The following is a 20864-nucleotide window of genomic DNA, read 5'->3' as shown; positions in this document are numbered from 1 at the left end:
ATACGCCCGGCGTGTAATCCAACTTTTCGCTGATGTCTTCGCTGATGCGCTGGAGCTGAGTAAGCGTCCGCCCAACTCACCTTGCTTAAGTCAGGCCGGCATCCACTGATGCGGTAGCAGTTGTCCAATCTCACTGGCCCGCTGCGTCGGCAGCCGTGCAGACTGTGCACGTATATTCGACTTCTGGCTTCTGCATCGACTCGATGCAAGGCTGCAACTTGTTACACTAGATTCGCAAAAATAATCACGACTTGAAGCGCGTATTTCACAGGACCGCTAAGAGAGCGTTGTACGTCATTCAGCATGGAGAGGAGGCAGTGTGGCGATAAACATCGTAGACGTCGAAGAGGTCCTACGTCAGCAGCCTCATCCTCTGACGCTTATGAGTCTGGAAGCCCTGAATCCAGCACGCGAACCCTATAGGGCAATCTTGCTTCAACCATCGGGTATGGTCGAAGCCAATGATGTCCGGGTCGGTCACGCAGACGCCGCCGTTGGACACGCCGTATGCAGCGGATTTCTTTCCGCCGCGGCAAAAAGCCATTCTGACCTGGCGGTAGCACCTGAATATTGCGTCCCCTGGTCAGTCGTAAAAGAAATCGTGGCAGGAGACTATCGACCTTCACAAGGTGCCATCTGGGTCCTTGGGTGTGAAAGCATCTCTCCGGCTGATTTCCAGTCGTTGGCTCAACAGTACAACGCGGCTGGCGAATGCGTATTTCACCATGAACCACTTGACGCGCGGCAAGCCGCGCAACGGCGTTACCTCGACCCGCTCCTCTACATTTTCTGGGCCCAAAACCAGGACGGACAGCCTGTACTGTGCCTTCTCGCGCAACTCAAGACAGTGGCATGCAGGGACTACCGGGATGTAGAGCAAACCTCATTGTGCCTCGGCAAGACGGTATACGCCTTCAATCGCGGCATCAACTCGATGAGCCTCGTCTCAATTATTTGCTCGGACGCCTTTGACTTCGCTGAGCACATCGACGAAATACATACCAACTGCCTGCTCATTCATATCCAACTCAATCCAAAGCCGGCACACACTGACTACGCGGCCTACCGTACCAGGCTTTGTTCAGTGGGAACGAACAGTCACGTCGAACTCCTGTGCCTGAACTGGGCCAAGAACATCAAAGAGGTCAAGAGCGGAGGCAAATATGCGGATTGGAATAATGTCGCTGGTTCAGCCTGGTACGCACCGCCCATAAAATTCAGCGCTGACGACGGGATAATTGATTCGTTGCATCGCAATGGTCTTTATTACTGCTTGCTCGCCCAACGCTGGCATTCGTTCTTCCTGAACTATGAAGGCCAGATCATTCAGTTGCAAAAGCAGAAGTTGCGTTTCCCCGGCGAGCAAGCGTTGGCGCCGAAGAACTTCGTCGCAGTGGAAGAGCGCTGGTCTTGGAGAGAAGACAGCAACAGCTGGCAGAGTGGTGCGGTTGCCGACGACGGTTTTTCCAGCGCCCTAGAGGGATATCAAGCAATTGCTGAACACTTGCGGCAGGCCTCGCTGGAAAGCCCGCTTGCGGTTGAGCGCGCTATCGAGATCCTCATGGGGCCCTGCGGAACCCCAGCGTCTTGGTACACAGTCAAAGAGCTTGACGCGGTTCATCTAGACAAGGACGAGGAATCGATACGTCGAGTGACAGTCCACCAAGACGCTGACATCACTCGGCCAGGATCGTCATACCGCCTGCAAAGATTGCAGCGCGCTCATGATGCAATCGGACTTGCGCACAGCGACGTTCCCTGGCCACCGTCAATGCGGGATTTAGCAGACGGCTTCAAGTTTTCATGGAAACGCAATTCCCCCCACCACAACGTTGTAACGAACACTGGCGTGCGGGGGCCAGCAACACTCGTCTTCCTTTCGGACCAGGCGAACAACTTAGCGGTCGAAGCCATGCACCAGAAGCTTAGGACGGCTATCACCAACCAGGCAATCAATGAGGCTTGCGCAGCAGGTAAGAGCGCAGAGGAACTGAGCGACGTCATTGTGCGCGCTCAAGACCGGCTTTGCGTGGTGTTTCGACGAGATAACCGCTTTGGCACACGCGGCCCCGAAGGCATGAATCTCATCGACGTTCCGGCCAGCGCATCACCGGTAGATTTCTCAGAGGACAGATCATGATTAATGCGCAACGCGTTGAAGCGATGCTCAAGGACCGCTATCCCGATCTTGAAAGCGTAGGGCAGGGTGTTTTTCGAGGCGTTGACCGCTTCGGCGCTCGCGATTATGCGATTCGCTACTTCGACCTGAACGATAGGCTCGCAACTACTGCTGAGTCGTTGAAAAGCTACCAGGAAGAAGTCCTCTCGCCGATGTACTTCTCAAGTGACGTCGCAACTGATTTACGCTGGAATCATTACCTGTACTTCGTAACCAGTGATGAGGCTGCCCAAGGGGGCGAATTCGGTCACCTCAAAGCCAAGATAGAGTCGGACAGGGAGTATGCCCGCAAGCAGGTTGTACGAGAAGGCGAGATCGCCGGCTTGCTGGCCAACGCACCAACGCCCGAACCTTCGAAAGCCCTGCCGGTCGACCTTGCGACGACATGGTCAAAGATTCTCGAACAGCACGGCCTTGCCTTCATTCTGGATAGCGACATCACCGTTCCGGATGCAGTTCGGCGAATTGTTGCGGGGACAAAGGATGGAGCATCGCGCCCAGTATCTCCTGTGGCTCTACTCTCTGCTGAACAGGAAGCCGCAAACTGCTTCATCAAGCACTTGTCCATTCAAGGTTTCCGCACTCACCCAGAGGAAAAGGAACACCCGCTAGGTCGAGTGAATTTGATTGTCGGCAGCAACGGGGTTGGCAAGACCTCACTACTTGAAGCCATTGAATACGCCTACTGCGGAAGAAATCGCCGATCCTCTGCGCTGCTCGGCAGCACATCGATTGCCGTGGATCTTGTCGGAGTCGAGCACAAGCTGTCTTCGACCACTGATGCCACGCGACTTCGTGCCCGCCACTCGAACTGGTATGCCAAAACTGAACTGAAGACGGTCACCATACAGGACAGTTTCGGGAAATTTAACTTCCTAGACACCGATGCTGCGGTAGATCTCAGCGTATCGGCAAGTTCAGAACAAATTGGAACGGACGTCACGCGTTTGATGCTGGGTGCGACAGCAGAGAATCTGGCAGACAGGCTACGCCGCGTTCTCAAGCAGCTACAGGATGACCTGAAGGACCTACGCCGAGAGAGCGCAAGCAATCAACAAATGAAAGAGGCAGCCCTGGCGCGTCTTGATGCTATCAAAGCTGCACCAAAGTTGTCGGACAGCCTGTTCCTTGAACTTCTCGCGGCGCTGAAAAGTCAGGGATGGAGTCAGGTCCCAGACGAAAAAGGTCAACTCGCAGCGTTACGAGTGCAAATCCAGGAGGCCATCTCTTACATCGCACTGGTTCGACATGCGTCGATCAACATGCTTCACGCCGAGCCCGATTCCGCGCTTCGGCTACTAACCGGCCTGAACGAGGAAGCGAGCAAAGCGGTAGCTCTAGATCAGAGAGCCAAAGCCGGCCGGTTGGCACAGGTCAACGCACGTCGCGAGGCGCAAAGAGCGGCGGCACTAAGCGCTGCTGCAGAAGCGCTTCTTCCTTATGCGCGCGCCAACTTCCCGCAAATTGTCAAACAGGCAACTGAGTGTCAGGACCGAGTTCGCACGCGCAGGGCAAGGTTGAGTACAGTCGCTGACCTCGGAGATAGGAGCGCCATTCAACAGTTTTTGGAACGGTCTGTCGCAGACGCTATTGACTCAGTCGAAATGGAGATCGACAGAAATCAGCGGTGGCTCGAAACTGCGCAAGCTTCACTCCAGGCTCTGGAAAAGACTCAGAGCACGATGACCGTGCTAAGGCAGCGCCTACTGGGCACCGCCCAAGACATACTGCAGCGGTCGGCCGATCCCGACCATTGCCCTTTATGCAGAACCGAATTCGAAGAAGGTCAGCTGCTTGCGCGAATGATGGACGATGTTGAGGGCGGTACGTCTGAACAAGCCAGCTTGCTCCAAACGGAGATTTCGTCTGCCAAGGAATCGATGGCGGAGGCTGAGGCCATGTTGGCACTCCTGCATCCCTTGCGTTCGTTTGTTGGAAGCAGTGATTTAACGGTCACGGTCGCCCAGACGCTTAAACTGATTGACCAAGAGCGAACTGCGTTCGAGCTTGATCGTCAGGAGCTGGAAGCGTTCCGCGCGCAGGCAAAGCATCTTCGGTCCGACGGGCTCTCTTCCGACGATCTTGCTAGCAAGTTGCTGATCGCGGGAATGGCCGAACTTTGTTCGCTCGAGGATTTGCAACGAATCCAGTCGAATCACAAAGAGATGTTGGAAACATTCCAAAGAGCTGAAAAGAACGCCATCAAGGAGACAGAAGTCGTGAGGCTGGAGTGCGATGCGATGGCCGAACGCCTTTCGATCGAGGCGCTAGGAGACACCGATAGACTCGCAAAAGCCGTCAAAGAACTGATATCAGATGCGGAAGCCGCCTTGGGGGCACGCCAGAATCTCTTGTCAATTCTGACTATCAGCACTGAGACGACAGCGGAAGAACTCGCGCTGAGTCTCGCAGCTACACAGCAATTGCTCGCCCAGGTCGCCACGGCCTTGGCGCAGGAAGGTGCCAACAATAAGGCGCTCAACGACGAGATCAAGAATATCGAAGATCTCGACAAAAAGATCGAGGGCAGCAACACAAAGATCACTCGTGCAACCGAGGCAGATCGGGTGCTGGATACCTTAGCCAAACAAAGCTCGGGGGGCGAGCTTGCAAGTCAGATCCTAGCCGAGAACGCGGCAGAGATTGCTCGTACCTTTGCCAACATCCACATGCCTAACGAGTTTGAGATTCAAGTCTCTCATGGAAAACTTGTCATCATCCGTAGAAGTACGGGCGTAGAGGTTCAGCTCGACCATATGAGCACAGGTCAGCGTGCCGCATTCGCCCTGTCACTGTTCCTGGCGATGAATGGCCGTCTTCGCTCAGGCCCCCCTTTATTGCTGTTTGACGATCCTGTTGCACACATCGACGACATAAACATGCTGTCCTTCCTTGACCATCTTCGCCAGCTTGCTATCACTGGGTCGAGGCAAATCTTCTTTGCTACGGCAGACACCAAGCTTGCTGGACTTTTCCGCCATAAGTTTCGATTTTTGGGCGATGAATTCAAGGAATTGCGTTTGTCGCGAACCTTATAAGGCAGGTACCGCGCAGTTGGCACTGTTCTGCGCGGGTGACTGACAACAACGCATAACCGATGAGGAGGAGTTTCCAAGTATCACCTCCTCGGACATCGTAACCGGGATGGCCCAACACACCATCGCAATGTGCAATGTGCAATGTGCAATGTGGCTTACCGGAACATTGCGCGGACTAATACACGTGATTGGAAAAACCTTGAAACGAACATGTGCTGGATTTCGCTGCGTATCATTCGGGCCGTTGGCATTAAGTGTTGCGACGCCTCAATTGCCGTCATTGGCAACGTTAACGTTGAATGTCTGCCAACCTGAAGTGGGCAGTCAAAAATTGCGTTAAAAGATTGTTGCTGACTGTTCTGCGCAGGGCATATCAGATCTGTCGTTCGATTGTACCTACCAACCGCCACGGGGATCTACGTAGGGCCAGGATTATAAAGATCACCTGAAGCGTCGTCTTGGCGTTACTGAGTGGCAACACTGAGAACTGTAGAGCAAAATGTTAAATAATACCCTCAGGATCTGCTAACACCTCGAAAAACCTGATGATTTTTTTGGAGATTATTATCTGAAGCTACTGACAGGGGAAGGTTTGCATAATCCCTGAGAATAATTAGGTTTTCAATTTTCGTATGCGGAAGATCTTCGTAAAAATAGAGCTTTGATTTTACGCCGCGCCGTGCCCAGTATTCTTTTTCTATTTCCTGCTTTTCGAATATTCGTTTTCTTTTATCGACTGAAGCAGCATTTATCTCTTCTCTGTATTTCAGAGAAATCGCAACAAGGCTTGGTTCTTTACCCGGCAGACCAAAACTAAGCATAAAATCCGCAGTAAACACAAAAGGAACATCCGTTCCAATATATAGGCTGGCCTAATATTTTTCTGCAGCACGATGGAATACGTCTCGTCGTAGTCAGTCAACGGAAACTGCTCACGGATATCGATGATGTCCTGATTGAACTCCATGAGTACCAAGAACATGTACTCACTATTAGACAAACAGTGGTGGCCACGGGCGACTCGAACGCCAGGAACAGTTCTGGACGTGCCCTTGGAGGGGACTGAGCGGATTTTTAGCCAAGGACGGTACGGCTCTCGTTCACCGCTGCCGACGCCTTTTTTGATCAGCTTCTGGAGGTAGTCCCTGGTGACCCGTGTCCCTCGTCGAGGGTTGAAGGCTGCTGATGGGATTGGGACAGGCTGATTGGGAATTGCGGGGAGCCTCAGGGCGCAAAATCGCTTCAGATCCACGCTCCAGCTGCTGTGTAGCCTGCGTGAACCTCGATTTTACGCCCTGGGAGGGTTGTCACCTACTTAATTTCGCTTGTCACCGACTTTTTTATTTTTGTCACCAGCTCTTTTATCAAATAATATCGTTGAATTTAGAGAATTAAAGCTGTCGCTGAGATGTCCCGTTTTTCGCGACCTGTAGCCATGTCGTAAGAAAGCGCAAAGCTGTCGCAAATGCCAAGACTGACCCCATCCGAACAAGCTCTAGGGAATTAAAGCTGTCGCAGCCAGCATCGACGCGGGCTTGCAGCCGGTTGAGGCTGACGATCACCGCAAGCTTGGACCCTTGATGGACACCGTGCGCCGAACATATGCATTAGCACGCTGCTGCCAAGGGTTCGCTTAATGATGAATTTTAGGCGAACCGGATCGCGATCCTGCCGCTCCGTGTCACGATGGTGAACCTCGCCCCGTCGCAGGCGCACCAGTCAGCGCAACAGAATCAGCGGCGGGCGTCGCAGGCTCAACCGCAGCCGGTCTTGAGCTGGATGGGTATCCGCCTCCGGATCAGCCGTTTTGAAAGCGAATATATTTCCGCGCTACTCGTGGAGCTGCTGGAGGTGGGGAAGCCTCTTATCGGCACCCCATTCTCAGCAGGAGGTAAAGTTTTACAGGCAGCTGTCGTCCGTGACAACTAACGGTTGGTCCAGACTGATGACAATATTCGAATACTAGGATTGAGGGCTTGTTGAATCGACAGGTTTGTACTCTTTTTCAGAATTGCCAAGGCTGCGCCGCTAAGCTGCGGGTTCCTAGCCATGGCCAAGCGAACATTCAAGCTCTCATCTTTTGCAAGCAAGATTTGAAAATACATAGGCAACGTTGCCATGCTGGCTAACTGCACACGGAACTTCACACTTTTCGTTTTCAGCTTCTCCGCCAAGGCATCCTCATCAAGCCCGTAAGCGAATTGCATGAGCGCATGTACGTTAGGATGCTCAGATTCGCTGAGTTTTTCTCGGGCAGCTTCAATCAGTGCCGGGTTGGTAGAAAGGCTCGCGACTACATCAGGCGAATCATCTCCGGCCAGCCTCACCTGCAAATAATCTGGCAGGCACTTGTTGCTCGCCAAAGCCAAGCGAACACTTTTGTCCCCATCCTCGACCAGCCGATACCAGGCCATTTCACTCAATCTATCCAGAGAGGCCAGCGCCACACGCTCCTTGGAGTCTAGGCTTTGAAGTATGGTCCCAAGTACGTTGGGAGTTACGTCAGGATTTTGCGCCAGCGCTCGAAGAACATTTGGCACCTTATCCGTGCTCAAACGTTGTTGCGTCTCCTCGGAAAGCCCGGATATCCCAGCCAGCGCAGTTCTTACGACTGCCTCTGCATCTGCCATTAGCGAAGATGCCAGGCCAACGCCATTAGGGCCTTTGGCCAGAGCTACACGTACTGTTTTGTCCAGCTTTTTCTCAGTCAGAAGATGCGTCAGCAGATCGATAGGAGCATTAGGATTGAGGCATGCCTGCAGCAACAAATCACCATCGTATTTATCAGCGCCCTCCGGCACGTTAAGCCGTAGTGTGAGGACGCGCTCGGGACAGCGGGGGTTCTGATAGACCGCGCGCTGCACCGCGACATGGGAGTCTTTGGAGAGTTTCTCCAACAGATCATCTGGGCATTCCGGATGGTTGGCGACCTGCTCTCGCTTGATCTGATTGGGATCGTCGGCCATCCGGATCATTTGCGCCATGCTGAGACCCTGGTACGCAGACGCCGACTTCAGCCTGAGCTTATCGAACAGCTCTTCATAACGACCTACCTGATCACGCAGTGTTTCCCTCAGCGGCACCGTACGTTTGATTGCTTCATCCAAGTCTTCGAAACGGAGTCCGCGCCGGTTAAGAAACGCCGACTCTCTCGCTTCGTTGATCGCATTTTGAATATCAGCCCCCGCGTAATCACGACACTGGGCTACCAATGAGTTGTGCTGATCGGAAGACAGGCTGGAGGCCTCGTTTTTAAGATGAATCGTCAGGATAGCGCTGCGCTCAGCTACGTTTGGAAAGCCAACGTAGAACACTTCGTCGAAACGCCCTTTGCGCAGCAGCTCGGGAGGCAGAGCCGTGATGTTGTTCGCTGTGGCGATGACGAACACGGCGCCGTTCTTTTCCTGCATCCACGTCAGGAAATAACCGAACAGCCGGGAGGAGACTTCAGAACCACTTCCGCTGTTCATTCCGACGAACGCCTTCTCCAGCTCGTCGATCCAGAGGATGCAAGGACTGACTGACTCCGCCATGGTGAGAGCTCGCCGCATGTTGTGCTCGCTCTCGCCCACATACTTGCCAAGCAGCGCACCGATATCCAACCGGAGCAAAGGAAGCTGGAACAGACTCGCGGCAGCCTTGGCGGTCAGTGACTTACCGCATCCAGGCATCCCCGCAATCAGTACACCCTTAGGCGCCTGGATTCCTGATGCTTGTGCCTCGTCCAGGCGACCGAATATCTGAGAACGCCGGCCTAGCCATTCTTTAAGATTTTCGAGTCCCCCAATATCACTCGCACTTTCGCTGACCTTGATCATTTCCAGCACGCCGCTCTTGGCGATGATTTGCTCTTTCTCGCGCTGGATCAAGGCGAGAGCATCATCGTTGATCTGTTCGTACTGGATACGAACGATCGCAAGGGCCGAATGAATTTCTTCTTGAGTCAAACCGCTGCAGGCTGCGTGCAACCGCTGACGGATATCATTCGGTACAGGCATTTTCAACTGCGTGCAGGACTTCTCCACCTGATCCTGGATTTCATTACCATGGGGCAGTGAAAGAGGAAGAAGAGTGACTTGTGCTTCTATGGAGGCTGGAATATGTACTGTCTCCGCCACAAGCAGAACAGCCGACTTGCCGCGATGATGGCGCTGAATACGATTCAGAAGTTGTTTGAGCCTGGCCACACCCAGAGGCTGATTCTCCAACGCTCCCCGCGCATCTTTGATGATGAACAACTTGCCGTCCAAATCATCGTCCAGAAGCTCCGGCAAGCTATTGGCCAGCTCTACGTTCTGGTTTTGGCTAGGGCGCGGTTGCTTGTTAAAAAAGTCCACCCACCCGTAACCCAGGTTCCACTCTTTGGGGCTTAGGGCAAGATCGGCCGAAACCTCTCGAAGCATGGTATCTATCCGCGCGTCTTCTCCAGAATGGATGTACAGACCTGGATAACCTGCAACCAAGTGGGATTTGATTTTTTGCTTCAGGTCTAAGAGGTTCATAGATTATTACTCGAAAATCGACAGAAAAGACGATGCGACATCTTTGATGCCCCGGCCCACTGCCTCAAGTCCCCGACCAACGCCTTGGGCAATTCTGGCAACTGCCTTGACCGCAGTATTGGCCAGGGCCTTCCCGGCCTTGTAGACCACCTCACCGACCTGTCCGCCAGCAATTCCTCCCGCCACTCCCCCCACAAAGCCACCCAGGGCGGTGCCAACAGGACCGAACACAGTCCCGATTGCCGCTCCGATCGCGGCACCTTTCGTAGCACCCGCGATGGCCATTGAAGTGGTAACAGTAGTGTTGCCGATTGCATCAATTGCCTCACCTTGAGTGAGTTCCCCCTTGCCGAGCTTGTACAGGACTTTGGCATTCTGAAGACCGACACAGGCGATATTGGTGATCAAGCCGGCAGGCGTGTTACGCAGCATTGTTCCAAGCCAGCCATTTTTCGCCGCAACCACGATCGCACCAGACACCGCAACCTGGGCGGCAGTCTGGGTAGTCGCGCTCAATGAGCTTTCGAAAAATTCTTTGAGATCCTCGTTACCAGTTGGGTTTTCTCTGCCATTGAGTCGGTTCCATGCACGCCGTGCGAGTATGCGAGCGCCCTGCATGCCAGCAGCGATACAAGCGCCGACTAAAGCCTGTTTGCCTATCTGCTTGGCGATATCGATGCGATTCGTATCTTTCCATTCGTATTGACGGGCTTCGGCTTCCTGTTGGGCTTTTCTCTGAAGATTCTTGGCCTCCTCCTTGGAAAGCGGCCGGGATTTCACGCCGTCAACCTCAATCACTTCCGTACTGTTCGGAACTTCAGAGGCATGTCCTTCAGGAACCAGTCGTTCTTGGTCGGCATAGTCGCCTCGATCCAACTGTTTGATGGTCTCCCCGGCATTCGCCCCGTACTTGGATTGATACTTGGCGACGACATCCCCGTTGCCATCCACGATCTCTATATCAACGGAGTTCAGATCACGGGAATTGACGGCCCGCGCCCGGTAGGAACTACCCTTCGTGGTCGCATCAATGTTGAATGTATCGACGTGATGCTGCTCGGCAATGAAGCCGTCCAGGTTCCAGTTCTGGTTCACTTCGCCGGCACGGGTCAGGATGAGCCGGCGTGCGTTCTCGCTAGCGTCCGCAAGAGCCTGATCGAGGCTGCCTGCGTAGTGCCCGACGTTTATCGATCCAGTGATGGCCGCATTCTTTTCAATCTCGTTCGCCAGCCAGGAGTCCCGGCTTCGGCCCTTGTCCAGATACTGTTGTAGAGAGTCTCGAGAGCGGTTAAATGCGTCAGCGGAGCGCATTACCTCGCGAGTAGCCTCTAGCAACTCCTCCTCGTTTTTCCACAGGTCCGGGTATTTTCGGAACTCCCCACTCAGCCATTGATCAAGCGGCTGCTCACCCCGTGCGTTGCATGACGCAACGAACGCGGCGACTACCTCAGTCGTTTTAGTCGCATCCGACTCACCCTCGAACAGCGCGCTATTGATTGCGTCTGCCTGCACCTGCTCGATCTTATCGAAATCAATGCTGGCGTCCTTGTCATAGTTGTCGCCAAGCGGCTTTTCCATATCAGTCATGTATTTCGTCCCTATTCAGTCCAGGTAGTCAGTGAGTTCATCGCGTAGCTTTTGCTGCAGCCATGCGGGTTCGAGGATGCGGATATGCGGGATCCAGTAACGAACAATCGGTAAAAGCTGGTTGTGATGGCTGACGACACAGGCCAGCAACAGCTGGCCATCATCTCGCTGCTCGATCACCCGCTGGTGTGGCAATACGTTTCGGCGCAGGAAGTAGTGGGCGTTGCTGGCAGATACATGCACTCTGACGTCGATTCGGTCCTGGCCGAACCAAATGTCATCGTCATCTTCAATCTGCGCATAGATGAGGGGAGCCGCCTCGAAGGTCTGGTCTTGTATGCGTAGGTCGGTAATACGTCCCAAGGCGAAGCTCTTCAGCTTGCTGGACTCGGTTGCGGCGAGATACCAGATACCTTTGTTATGAACAAGGCGGTAGGGCTCGATTCGGCGAGATTTGCCGGTGTAGGTCAATGAACAGCAGCGCTTCTGCTCAATGGCCTGAGAAAGCTGTCGGAACGCAAGACTGTCGGGGCGGCTCACTTCGAAATGACTGTCGCGCACTAAAAAACTGCTGTTGTTCGATCCGAGGAGATCCAGCCAAGAACGTCGATCGGTCGTTGGAAACAGCTGCTCCACCCCGGAAGTTTTGGCAAAGGTATGCAAGTCGGCAGGCGACAAGTTGCTTCGATGATGAATTGCCAGCTGGTATGTCCCATCAGCGCCTGCCTCGACGACATCTCCCAACCTATTGAGATCACGATAGATTGTTCGCTCGTTCACTGCAAAGCGCTCGGCCAGCTGCAAGCGAGTAGGACGCTCCCCGGCGTGTAGCAAACGAAGAGTTTCTGCCAGTCGAAATGCGAGTGCATCATGCTTCTGGGGAGCCATACTGCGTCCTGCTTTAAATGGGCGGTGAGTCACAACTGTAATTTGCGTCACTGACAGGTTGTGTCAGGGTGATTAAGAAAAACTTGATTAGTTTCTCACGATAATCTGATGGGTGGCTTATAGCCACTGACCCGCCTGATCAAGCCGGGCGTTCAGTCGCACTCGACAACCAACGTAGGCATCGCTTCCAGGTTTCGCACCATATGGTTGGCACTGTGCATCGTCAGCAGCAGACTGTTGAATCGTCCCTGGTTTTGTAGACACTCTCCAAGCTTGTACTGACTACCCCCCCTTAGGGCCAGTACTGGTAACGGCCCCGTGCCATAGATATCATCGTCAGCTATTCCCGAAAGTGCGAGCTGATGCCGATTTTTCAGAACCATCGGAAGGTTATGGCGCGCCTGTTGATGCGCTGCCTGGTGGACCGCCAGCTGGCACCTCGCGACCTTGCCCAACCTCTGCATATCGTGCTTCCCCGCTGGGACGCCAAACTGGGCGACGCGATCGTTTCTTCATTCTTCTTTCGCGAAGCGCACAAGCTCGGTGCCCGGGTCACTGTACTCACCGTACCGGAGTTGGTTGGCCTGCATCGGCTCGATTTCGGTGTCGACCGGGTCATCCCTGTCGCTTGCGCACCCACGCTGACCGGGCTGGGCCCACTCGTACGGGAATTGGGTTCGGTCGATGTATTTGTCCACCTAGTTGGCCGTATCCAACCCATCGAGATGCTGTTCATCCGCATGCTTAAGCCCGCCCGGGTCTACTCGTTGGATGATGTCTTGCACTGCGTCAGCGGCAAGCTGGGTGAAGCCACCGCGAAGCTCAACGTGGTCGAGCGCTACACCCGGGTCCTGCTCGACCTCGGTGCGACCCGGATCAACCGCGATTATATCGTCCCTCTCCCCGAACGGCAGGACTGCGACACCGTCGCGCACATCCTGGTCAACCCCTATGCCAGCAGACCTGATAAAAGCCTTGGGTTCGCCAGAGCGCTCTCGCTGGTACGTGCCCTGGCGGATGCCTGGCCGCAGCACCATATTGGCATTCTGTGCAGTCCGGCCAGCAGTGTCGAGGCACTGCAGCTCGAGCACGCCATCGCCCGCAGCAACGTCCGAACACTGGTCGAACTGGATACACCCCGCGCGGTCGCCGGTGCCATCCAACGGGCCAGAGTGGTTGTCAGTGTCGATACTGCCATCGTGCACATGGCCGTCGGACTGAAGGCTGCATTGGTCGCGATCTATCCGGCCAGTAACTCTTCCAATCCCTGGCTGCCGCCGCTTTCCCCCCATACCCGTGTTGTCTTCAGCCGCCAGAAACCTCGTCAATACCCGCACACCGGCAGGAAAAACATGAATGAATTCTCTGATGTCGACGTGATTCAACCCGTCGCCGAACTGCTCCAAGAGTCGATCGATGCGGCCCTCGCAGTGGATGCACATATCGTTTCAGGTCTGGGCGTGGCCACTGGCACGCTGGCCCGCCAGTTGCCCTTGATCAGCCAGTCTTTTCCTGAAGTCGCCGATTGCCATCCGGGCACGCTGAACTTGCAACTGTCACGACCGCTGCGTTTGATCCATCCTCATCACCGCAGCGCTCCGCTGGCTTGGACACCGAGCGGACGTACCAGTGAGGTGTTCGACTTGCTGCGCATCGAGCTGGAATTCGACCACCTTGCCCACCGCGTGCCGGCCTGGCTGTACGTCGCCCACGGCTCGCCACACCGGCAGACCCCGACGGTGCACGAGGTGATCGCGACTCGCCTGGAGCTAAACGGGGCCCAACGTTGCCGCGTGCACCTGCCGGCGCATGCGGTGGAACTGGCCTAAACACCCTCAGCCGCAGCGTTCGATCAAGCGCTCACTCTCGCCCAGCCAATAGCCACGATCGGGTTGGATATGCAGGAAGATGCGTGACAGCAGGGTACCCTCGTCAAGGAATTCCGCCACCGTTTCGTCGCGTGTCACTGTCCGCTTGAACCAGGTGTTGTACAGCTTCAGCAGGCTTACGTCGTGGAGCAGGAAATCGCTCACTGCAATGTCCGTGCGCCTCATCACCGCGCAACTGTCGAAGTTGTAAACCGGTCGATAACCCGGGTCGCATACCGAGGGCGAAATTGGCACCAGCTGATGCGGCGACCTGGCGACAAGCTCCTTGATCCCTCCCGGGTTGCCCCAGGCATGTGTCTCGACCGCGAGCCCGGTCGCCAGTGCCTCAGCGAGATCGGCGTTTCCCGGCAGTGAGGCGAACAGGCATTCGCTGTGCCAGTGCAGTCGCTCGTCGAGTCCCGTCGGGAACAACAGGGAGGTCGGGTCGCGCAGCAGGATGCTGTCCGCGTCGATCCAGGCCCCGCCATGGCGATGAACGTAGGCCATGCGGATGAAGTCGCTCCTGGCGACGATCGCCTCGATCCCCTTGTCCATGCTGAAGGTAAGCGGCTCGAAGCGCCAATCCTTGCCGAGGATAGAAGCATCTATGCAATGCTCCAGGCTGCCCGGGGTTAGCAGGGTGAAATTGTCCCCCAGCGCCCGTTGCATGGAGACCAGGGCCAAGGCGATCCACGGCGGCATGCTTTGCCCCGCCGCCGTTTCCCAGTAGCTCACGTAGTTCACACGCACAACGGGGTCCTCTCTGCCGTCACGCCGCTACTGCCCAGCAGCCCGAGGTCCTCCAGATAGTGCCGCAGCAGCGTCAGCGAGGGTATGCATTCGACTTGGCGCAGGAACTCGTTCCCCAGAGCCGCCTTGTACAGCCGCAACCAATTGGCCGCCGGCACCCGCGCCAGAAATGCCGGCAAGGCTTGGTAATTTTCCGTCGAAAACAGTAGACGCAACGTGCGCAGGATCGGTTGGTAATCCTCGGCCCCAAGCAGTTTGGCCAATGTGTCGTCCAGCTGGTGGCTGATTTCCACCATGTTCAGGCGCTCCTCGACGGTGGCATCCGTCAGGGCGACCCGCGGATCGATGGCAACCGGGTAGATCGCCTGGAACGAGCGGGCACCGGCTAGCAGCGACTCACGCAACACCTTGTCGGCGGTTGATCCCGTCACCAGCACATCGTCACCGAAGATGACGTGCACGCCGCTCCATCGATAAAAGTTCTCCGAGGGAATCACATGGTCCTGGACAAGATTGACCCGCTCACGCTCTTCAGTACTCAGGCTTGCGTAGTTCTCGCAGGGAGGGGCGATGCGCGGCAGCTTGACGTTGATCAGGGTGGGCAGGCCCATATGGGCGAGCTTGACGTTGATCTCCTCCACCACGATGTCGTAGAGCACGTTGGCCGTCGAAGGCACGTTGCGCCAGCCAGTGGTCATCAGCACCACATTGTCGTCGTGCTCCCGCGCGCTGGTGAACAGCCGTGCCCAGTGTGACTCCGGATCATCCAGCTGCCGCTCCAGATAGTTGATCACCAGACCGGCGAGAAAACGGATGTCCTTCTGGCTGCCGTACTTGGCACGGCTATAGATGGCCGTAAGCTCGGAGGCGCTTGCGCCACTGCTCATGTCGCGGAATCCGTTGGTGCCGTCGGGCGTAAGACAGTTCAGTGCATGACCACCGAGCACCGCGACATAGCTGTCCATATCGATCAGGTCTTGCGCAAGCAAGCCGCCAGCGAACGCGCGCAGACCTCCATTCACGTCCTCCGCCTGCGGCCGGGCCACGGCCTCGCGAAAGCGCGCCAGCTGTTCGTTGACAGGAGCCGTGGCGAGTAGTTTCCAGTCATTCGATCGGGAGTTCACGGGACAGTCCTTGTATCGGTGCCAGACGACAGGCTGAAGAAATCCAGGGGCATGTCGATGCGCCTACGCCCTTCGAAGTAGCTGATCCGGTCCAGGCCCAGCGGTTGCAGTTCATCGACCAGGGTGCGGATGCCGGCCCCCGCGTCCAGCGGATCGTGGGCGTCGGAACCTATGGTGAAGGCCGCGCCGTGGGCGATCAATTGGGGCAGCAGGGTGCGTGATGGATAGCTCCAGACGCCCTGAACCTCACGAGTCGAACCGGGCAACAGGCTCGACTTGCGAATACCCGAGGCATTCAGTTCGTAGGCCACACCATTGCGGGCGAACAGCGGCAGCAGCGGTTCCATCCGGCGCAGCACTACGTCTTCCGCCACGCCGCGCAGCAGCGTGTCGGCATGCCCAACTGCGTCGAATAACCCGCACTCCAGTAAGGCGTGCAGTTGGGCGAAATAACGGTCGAGAAAGGCCGGCGCGGACAGCCGGGGCAACTCCCAGACCTTGGCCATGGGCTCGCCCGGCAACTCGACGTAGTGGATCGAGCCGATGGCGAAATCCAGCTCGTACCGGGCCAGTATCTCGCGGTTGTAGGCATCCGCACCCGGCATGTAGTCGAACTCCAGTCCGCGCAGGATCTTGATCTTCCCCTGGTGCTCCTGTCGTGTCCGCTCAATATCGGCGAAATAGCGCTCCAGTTCCGCCTCCAACAGGCGATTGTCGCTGTCCACCGGAAACGGCGCGTGATCGGTGATGGTGAGGATCTTCACTCCGGCGGCGATTGACGCCCGCACCAACTCATCCACCGTACCGACGGCATGCTTGGAATAAAAGGTATGGCTGTGGGAGTCGATCATGCTGACACCATTCGTTCCAACAGACCATCGTGATTAGCCAGTTCCTTGACCAGCCAGTAGGGATTATTCGCCTTGCGCAGGATTTTGTGCACCAGTTCGAGGTCGTCGAGACGCGCCAGCAGGTCCCTCAGCGGTTGGCTGTAAAGGGCGCGGACCAGGGGCGTGTCGCGTACATGGCTGGCCAGTCGCTCCCAGCAAATCCGGTCAAAGTGGATATTGCCCAGGCGCTGGTGCTCGATGCCGTACAGGTAGACGTCACCATTAGGTTTCACCGTCAGGTCCATGCCGTTGGCGTGGGGAGGCGGGTTGAGGCTGCCGAGGGTGAAGCGCTTGTTGACCCGGGCTTCGATCGCGTCGATGTAGCCATGCAGGTCCAGGTAACCTGGTGGCGTGTCGGCCGCCGGGTGGACGAGGTTCTTGTAGTCGATACCGAACCGTTCCTCGCCGACCACCAGCGTATCTTCCAGGGCATTGCCCGGGACTATCTCGGCGTCGAGGCCCCAGCGCGCCAATTCCTCCCGTAAGTAGTCGCGGGTGAACTCCCGATCAGTGTCGATCGAGCGGAACGAGAAGCTCAGCCCGGCCGGTCTGTTTCGTCGCAGGTAATCCAGACTGAAGCCATGCGCCCGCCATTTCACCTTGTCGATATGGTGGCTATCCGAGCTCAGGCGGATATTGCAGGTGTCGCCGCGGCTGACCACGATGCGATTGGTGGTGTCATAGAACTCCGCCATCTTCTCGTGGGGAAAGAAGCCGCTTGTGATGAACTCGAAACGCTTGCCGCCTTGGGAAAGCTCGAGAATCTGGTGGAAGACGCTGGCGTTGTTGAGGGGTTCGCCCTCTCCGCTGATGGAGATGCGCTTGACGTCGGGGGCGTTGATCAGCGCCGCCAGGTTCTCCCGAGCGAGGCTCGATAACTCCATGCTCATCCCCGTCTTGTGCTTGTCGGCGTACATGCAGAACGTGCAACCGATGCCGCAGATTTGGGTGATATCGATGTACAGCAGGTGGCCTTTCAGATCCATCTTTCTTGACTCGTTGCTAGCCTGTACGAGCGCACAGGCGTGGGTTGCACATGACCGGTAGGCACCGGTCGAGTGGGGCATCAGTAAGGCTGCAATACCTGCAGTTGCGGGATCTGCACGGAGTCGCGATGGACCACTGTATGCAGTACCCGATCCTCTCGGACCGCAGCCATGTCCGGGTAATCGCTGTAGTGGTCGTTGCTGATCACATAGGTCTCGACATCGAACTCCGCGGCGGCCAGCACCGGATGGTCGGCGGTGAGGGTGGGCGGCATAACCAGTACCCGGGCCTGCGGAAACATCGCTTGGAGTGCGTTGTCGCTCATATCGAGCTGGCGGCGGATGCCTGGATCAAAGACCAAGGTCACGCCATAAGTCGCGGCCAGGTGAGGCACAAGTGTCTTGAGCACCTCCAGACCGATGAAGCGCCGTTTTCCGCCCGCTTCGTTCAGGTAGCAAAGATTATTGCCATCTACCACCAAGTTGCGGATTTCGTTTTCAAGCAGGCGAATGGTGTCGCGCAGGCGCCGCTTGCGTTTTTCCTCTTCCCGTTCCAGTTTGCGCTGGTGGAATTGCCGGTCCTTCAACACTCTATCCGGACCGCGCTGCCCGGCACCAAAATGAGCTTCGCAATCGTCATGGACCATCTTTCTATCGAATGGGCTTTGCGCGTTGTCCAACTGGTTGATGAAGCACTGGGCATCGATGATGTCCCGCTCCGTCGCCCGCAACTGGTCATGAGTAGTTTTCCAATTGCGATACACCTCTCCGGCCACCGCCTCCCAGTGGGCGCTGGCCTTTCTGACTTCGTCGGCGACGCCCTGCAGGCGTTGCACGTCGTTGTCCAGTTGCGTGATGGTGGCCTTGGCCTGCAATGAATCGAAGCCCCGGTAACGCCGCGAATTGGCGCTCAGGCACAGCTCCTCCCGCTGGCTTTCGCCGAGGCCGGATACCAAGCCCTCTTGTCGACTCTTGAACTGCGACAGCCGCTCCTGCAGGGTGCTGACCTGGCGCTCAGCCACGCGCCGTTCACTGGAAAACCAGTGCAACGGCGACCAGCCCGCCTCGGCAACGCCCTTGGCGCTGTTCAGCTCAGCGCGGCTGGCCTTGATGCTCTGTTCGACCCTTGCAAGCTGCTCCCGCGCGGCGAGAGTTTCCCGTTGCAACTGAGCGAGCCTGCTATGGTTGCTCTCCTGGTCGAATCGCTCGAACCATTCGAGGTCTGCACGCAGATTCTGGATGTCTGCATTGATCTTTATGATTTCCCCCTTGAGGGATACCAGTCGCTTGGCGTGATGGTTGCTGTACACGGTTCTCGCTCCTACTCAATCCGTTGGTTCAGGTGGCGCTCTGCGCGGCGCGTTTGCCGGAGGCATGCACGGCTTTCGCCGCAAGGTTCAGCGCGACCACCGTGGCCGCGCCAGCGGCGAAGCAGATGACGTTGGTCAGGAGAAATTCGAGAGGGGAAATCACAGGGTTCATTGACTCACTCCTTGGTCGTCTAAAGTGGGCATCAGGCGCCCAGGCGTATCCCGCATTTGCCACAGAAGTTGGCGCCGACCGCGACTATCGCGTGGCAACCGGGACAGGTGGGTTTGAGCAACATCTTCTGGCGCATATGGCCGATCTGGATGACGCAGGGCACGGTGACCCGGTACGCCGGGCTTGCTAGGTCGAATGCCGTCCAGATCCCGGTGATGGCCCAGCCCACCGGGCCAGCCAGCACTGCTAGACCACGACCCAGGGTGCTCGAACCCGCCAGCACCACGCCACGCCCTACCAGGCTGCTCATGGTCGCGCTGGCGACCACCGCCGCCACGTTGTAGGAAGCCAACCCGGAACTACCGAGTGAAGCCAGCAAAGCCGCCAATGCCCCTGGCCCCATGCCGGGTCGGTACGCCAGTCCGCCCAGGGATTCGAACAGTGTTTTGCGGTCTTCCTCGCTCATCCGTGCCAGGGACTGGGCGAATACCTTGGTGATGATCGCCATTTCCATCTCGGCGCAGTTGGCGCTCGCCTCGTTCTTCGCGCCGACGTGCCCGGCCACATCAGCCAACAGCTCGCGGTACGGCACACCACTGCCACCGCGGAACAGGTTGACCAGTGAGTTGCCGCCAAAGCGGGTCAGCTCCTCGGCGAAAATAGCCCGGGTCGACTCGCCGACACCCTTGTCCTTGTCGGACATCAACTGACGACAGACTGAAGATGACAGGGAGATGCGGCCCTTGCCGTTGTCGGTGATCACATCTATCAACAGGCCCACGTCGTCGGCGCTGGCACTCATCAATACATCGGCAAGATCAGGGTCGTGAATGATCGGCATCCCGGCACTCCTTATTGTTCGCTAGAAGATGGATCGTGTGGCGTGGTCTGGCTGACCCAGGCGCCCGCTATCGCGGCCAACCACTTGCGTGGGCCGGATTTTGAAATCTCGCGCAGCATCAGCGCATCGAGCTTGAGACATGCGCGTCTACGCCACTCATCGCGGGCATTGGCCCGGGCAACTTCCGGCGAGGCACCCACAATACTGGGGCGCTGATCCGGATGGACCTTGCATTCGCGCAAGACCTTTTCCACCGGATTAATCTCTTGAAGCCGCTCATCGGCCTCCAACTTGTGAGCTGCAACCAAGTAATCGCCACTGTTGCCGATCGCGCTGGCCAGCAGTGCCCAGTCCTGGGGGCGCATCAACAGGAAAGCAGGTGGTACCCCCAGAGCCTGGGCAAGACGCTCGATAGTGCTCAGGTCCGGGTTGGCATCGCTACCTTGCGCTGGTGATTTCAGGGCCCGCAGCGTGCTACGAGCGATGCCGGTTTGCTGCTGGATCTGCACCGCGGACAAAGGCCCGGGGCCGTCGGCATCGTGTTGCGTTTCCCGCTGCGCACCTGCGACAGCGAGAACGGAGGATAGGTTGCGGCTAAACCATTGGCCGAGCGAAACCTGAATGGGTTGAGGCGTGAGGATATTCATTGCCATCATCTCGCTATTAGATGGTGGCACTTTAGTAATATTTTTAGCGTAGCAACAGGCCTAACTGGAGCACTGTCACTCC

The 20864-nt window shown here is 56.6% G+C and carries 15 protein-coding genes; 3 read left to right on the top strand and 12 right to left on the bottom strand.

Annotated elements, in window-relative coordinates; all coding sequences use genetic code 11:
- The first annotated feature begins 319 nt into the window (after positions 1–319).
- Together QRN36_RS03525 and QRN36_RS03520 are read left to right on the top strand one after the other, a co-directional pair.
- A complete protein-coding gene (locus QRN36_RS03525) occupies positions 320–2140 on the top strand; it encodes a hypothetical protein (RefSeq protein ID WP_285422830.1) in 1821 nt (606 codons plus the stop codon).
- Positions 2137–5217, top strand: coding sequence for an AAA family ATPase (locus QRN36_RS03520; protein WP_285422829.1), 3081 nt, complete (start codon positions 2137–2139; stop codon positions 5215–5217). Before QRN36_RS03525 ends, QRN36_RS03520 begins: the two co-directional genes overlap by 4 nt.
- Before the next feature lie 515 nt (positions 5218–5732).
- On the opposite strand, the gene QRN36_RS03515 is transcribed toward QRN36_RS03520, so the two are convergent.
- The 4 genes from QRN36_RS03515 to QRN36_RS03500 form a co-directional block, all read right to left on the bottom strand.
- Positions 5733–6056: a TnsA endonuclease N-terminal domain-containing protein gene (locus tag QRN36_RS03515; protein WP_285422828.1), complete on the bottom strand. Its 324-nt coding sequence runs from the start codon at positions 6054–6056 to the stop codon at positions 5733–5735.
- 1086 nt (positions 6057–7142) lie between these two features.
- Positions 7143–9719, bottom strand: coding sequence for an AAA family ATPase (locus tag QRN36_RS03510; RefSeq protein WP_285422827.1), 2577 nt, complete (start codon positions 9717–9719; stop codon positions 7143–7145).
- Positions 9720–9725: 6 nt separating this feature from the next.
- Complete coding sequence (locus QRN36_RS03505; protein WP_285422826.1) at positions 9726–11306, bottom strand: hypothetical protein; 1581 nt, start codon at positions 11304–11306, stop codon at positions 9726–9728.
- A 15-nt stretch (positions 11307–11321) separates the two neighbouring features.
- Complete coding sequence (locus QRN36_RS03500) at positions 11322–12194, bottom strand: YafY family protein (RefSeq protein WP_285422825.1); 873 nt, start codon at positions 12192–12194, stop codon at positions 11322–11324.
- A gap of 362 nt (positions 12195–12556) precedes the next feature.
- Here QRN36_RS03500 and QRN36_RS03495 point away from each other — a divergent pair, with 362 nt between their 5' ends.
- Positions 12557–14023, top strand: coding sequence for a glycosyltransferase family 9 protein (locus tag QRN36_RS03495; protein ID WP_285422824.1), 1467 nt, complete (start codon positions 12557–12559; stop codon positions 14021–14023).
- 6 nt (positions 14024–14029) lie between these two features.
- Here the strand turns inward: QRN36_RS03495 and QRN36_RS03490 are convergent, their stop codons facing one another.
- From QRN36_RS03490 to QRN36_RS03455, 8 genes are all read right to left on the bottom strand, one after another.
- Complete coding sequence (locus QRN36_RS03490) at positions 14030–14812, bottom strand: glycosyltransferase (RefSeq protein ID WP_198799715.1); 783 nt, start codon at positions 14810–14812, stop codon at positions 14030–14032.
- Positions 14803–15936, bottom strand: coding sequence for a hypothetical protein (locus tag QRN36_RS03485; protein ID WP_198799714.1), 1134 nt, complete (start codon positions 15934–15936; stop codon positions 14803–14805). The genes QRN36_RS03490 and QRN36_RS03485 overlap by 10 nt, the downstream gene beginning before the upstream one ends.
- Positions 15933–16787, bottom strand: a complete 855-nt coding sequence (locus QRN36_RS03480; protein ID WP_285422823.1) for a histidinol-phosphatase — start codon at positions 16785–16787, stop codon at positions 15933–15935. The genes QRN36_RS03485 and QRN36_RS03480 overlap by 4 nt, the downstream gene beginning before the upstream one ends.
- On the bottom strand, positions 16784–17812 hold the full coding sequence (locus QRN36_RS03475; RefSeq protein WP_285422822.1) for a radical SAM protein: 1029 nt from the start codon (positions 17810–17812) through the stop codon (positions 16784–16786). The genes QRN36_RS03480 and QRN36_RS03475 overlap by 4 nt, the downstream gene beginning before the upstream one ends.
- Positions 17813–17892: 80 nt before the next feature.
- Positions 17893–19122: a hypothetical protein gene (locus tag QRN36_RS03470; protein WP_285422821.1), complete on the bottom strand. Its 1230-nt coding sequence runs from the start codon at positions 19120–19122 to the stop codon at positions 17893–17895.
- Positions 19123–19150: 28 nt separating this feature from the next.
- Entirely contained in the window at positions 19151–19294 is a 144-nt protein-coding gene (locus QRN36_RS03465; protein WP_164488184.1) for a hypothetical protein, read from the bottom strand.
- 31 nt (positions 19295–19325) lie between these two features.
- Positions 19326–20135: a ubiquinol-cytochrome C chaperone family protein gene (locus QRN36_RS03460; RefSeq protein WP_285422820.1), complete on the bottom strand. Its 810-nt coding sequence runs from the start codon at positions 20133–20135 to the stop codon at positions 19326–19328.
- 11 nt (positions 20136–20146) lie between these two features.
- The gene (locus tag QRN36_RS03455; protein ID WP_198799709.1) at positions 20147–20782 is read right to left on the bottom strand and encodes a helix-turn-helix transcriptional regulator; all 636 of its coding nucleotides are present in this window, start codon (positions 20780–20782) and stop codon (positions 20147–20149) included.
- Positions 20783–20864 lie beyond the last annotated feature (82 nt).

It is taken from the genome of Pseudomonas sp. efr-133-TYG-103a, assembly GCF_030209235.1.
Classification (GTDB): Bacteria; Pseudomonadota; Gammaproteobacteria; order Pseudomonadales; family Pseudomonadaceae; genus Aquipseudomonas.
Note: the sequence above shows the minus strand (reverse complement) of the source record. Positions and strands in the feature narration are given on the sequence as shown.

Excerpts from the sequence above, each read along its gene's own strand:
- QRN36_RS03520 (WP_285422829.1), top strand. The coding sequence starts at position 2,137 with ATGATTAATGCGCAACGCGTTGAAGCGATGCTCAAGGACCGCTATCCC.
- QRN36_RS03510 (WP_285422827.1), bottom strand. The coding sequence starts at position 9,719 with ATGAACCTCTTAGACCTGAAGCAAAAAATCAAATCCCACTTGGTTGCA.
- QRN36_RS03505 (WP_285422826.1), bottom strand. The coding sequence starts at position 11,306 with ATGACTGATATGGAAAAGCCGCTTGGCGACAACTATGACAAGGACGCC.
- QRN36_RS03500 (WP_285422825.1), bottom strand. The coding sequence starts at position 12,194 with ATGGCTCCCCAGAAGCATGATGCACTCGCATTTCGACTGGCAGAAACT.
- QRN36_RS03495 (WP_285422824.1), top strand. The coding sequence starts at position 12,557 with ATGCCGATTTTTCAGAACCATCGGAAGGTTATGGCGCGCCTGTTGATG.
- QRN36_RS03480 (WP_285422823.1), bottom strand. The coding sequence starts at position 16,787 with ATGATCGACTCCCACAGCCATACCTTTTATTCCAAGCATGCCGTCGGT.
- QRN36_RS03475 (WP_285422822.1), bottom strand. The coding sequence starts at position 17,812 with ATGGATCTGAAAGGCCACCTGCTGTACATCGATATCACCCAAATCTGC.
- QRN36_RS03465 (WP_164488184.1), bottom strand. The coding sequence starts at position 19,294 with ATGAACCCTGTGATTTCCCCTCTCGAATTTCTCCTGACCAACGTCATC.
- QRN36_RS03460 (WP_285422820.1), bottom strand. The coding sequence starts at position 20,135 with ATGCCGATCATTCACGACCCTGATCTTGCCGATGTATTGATGAGTGCC.
- QRN36_RS03455 (WP_198799709.1), bottom strand. The coding sequence starts at position 20,782 with ATGAATATCCTCACGCCTCAACCCATTCAGGTTTCGCTCGGCCAATGG.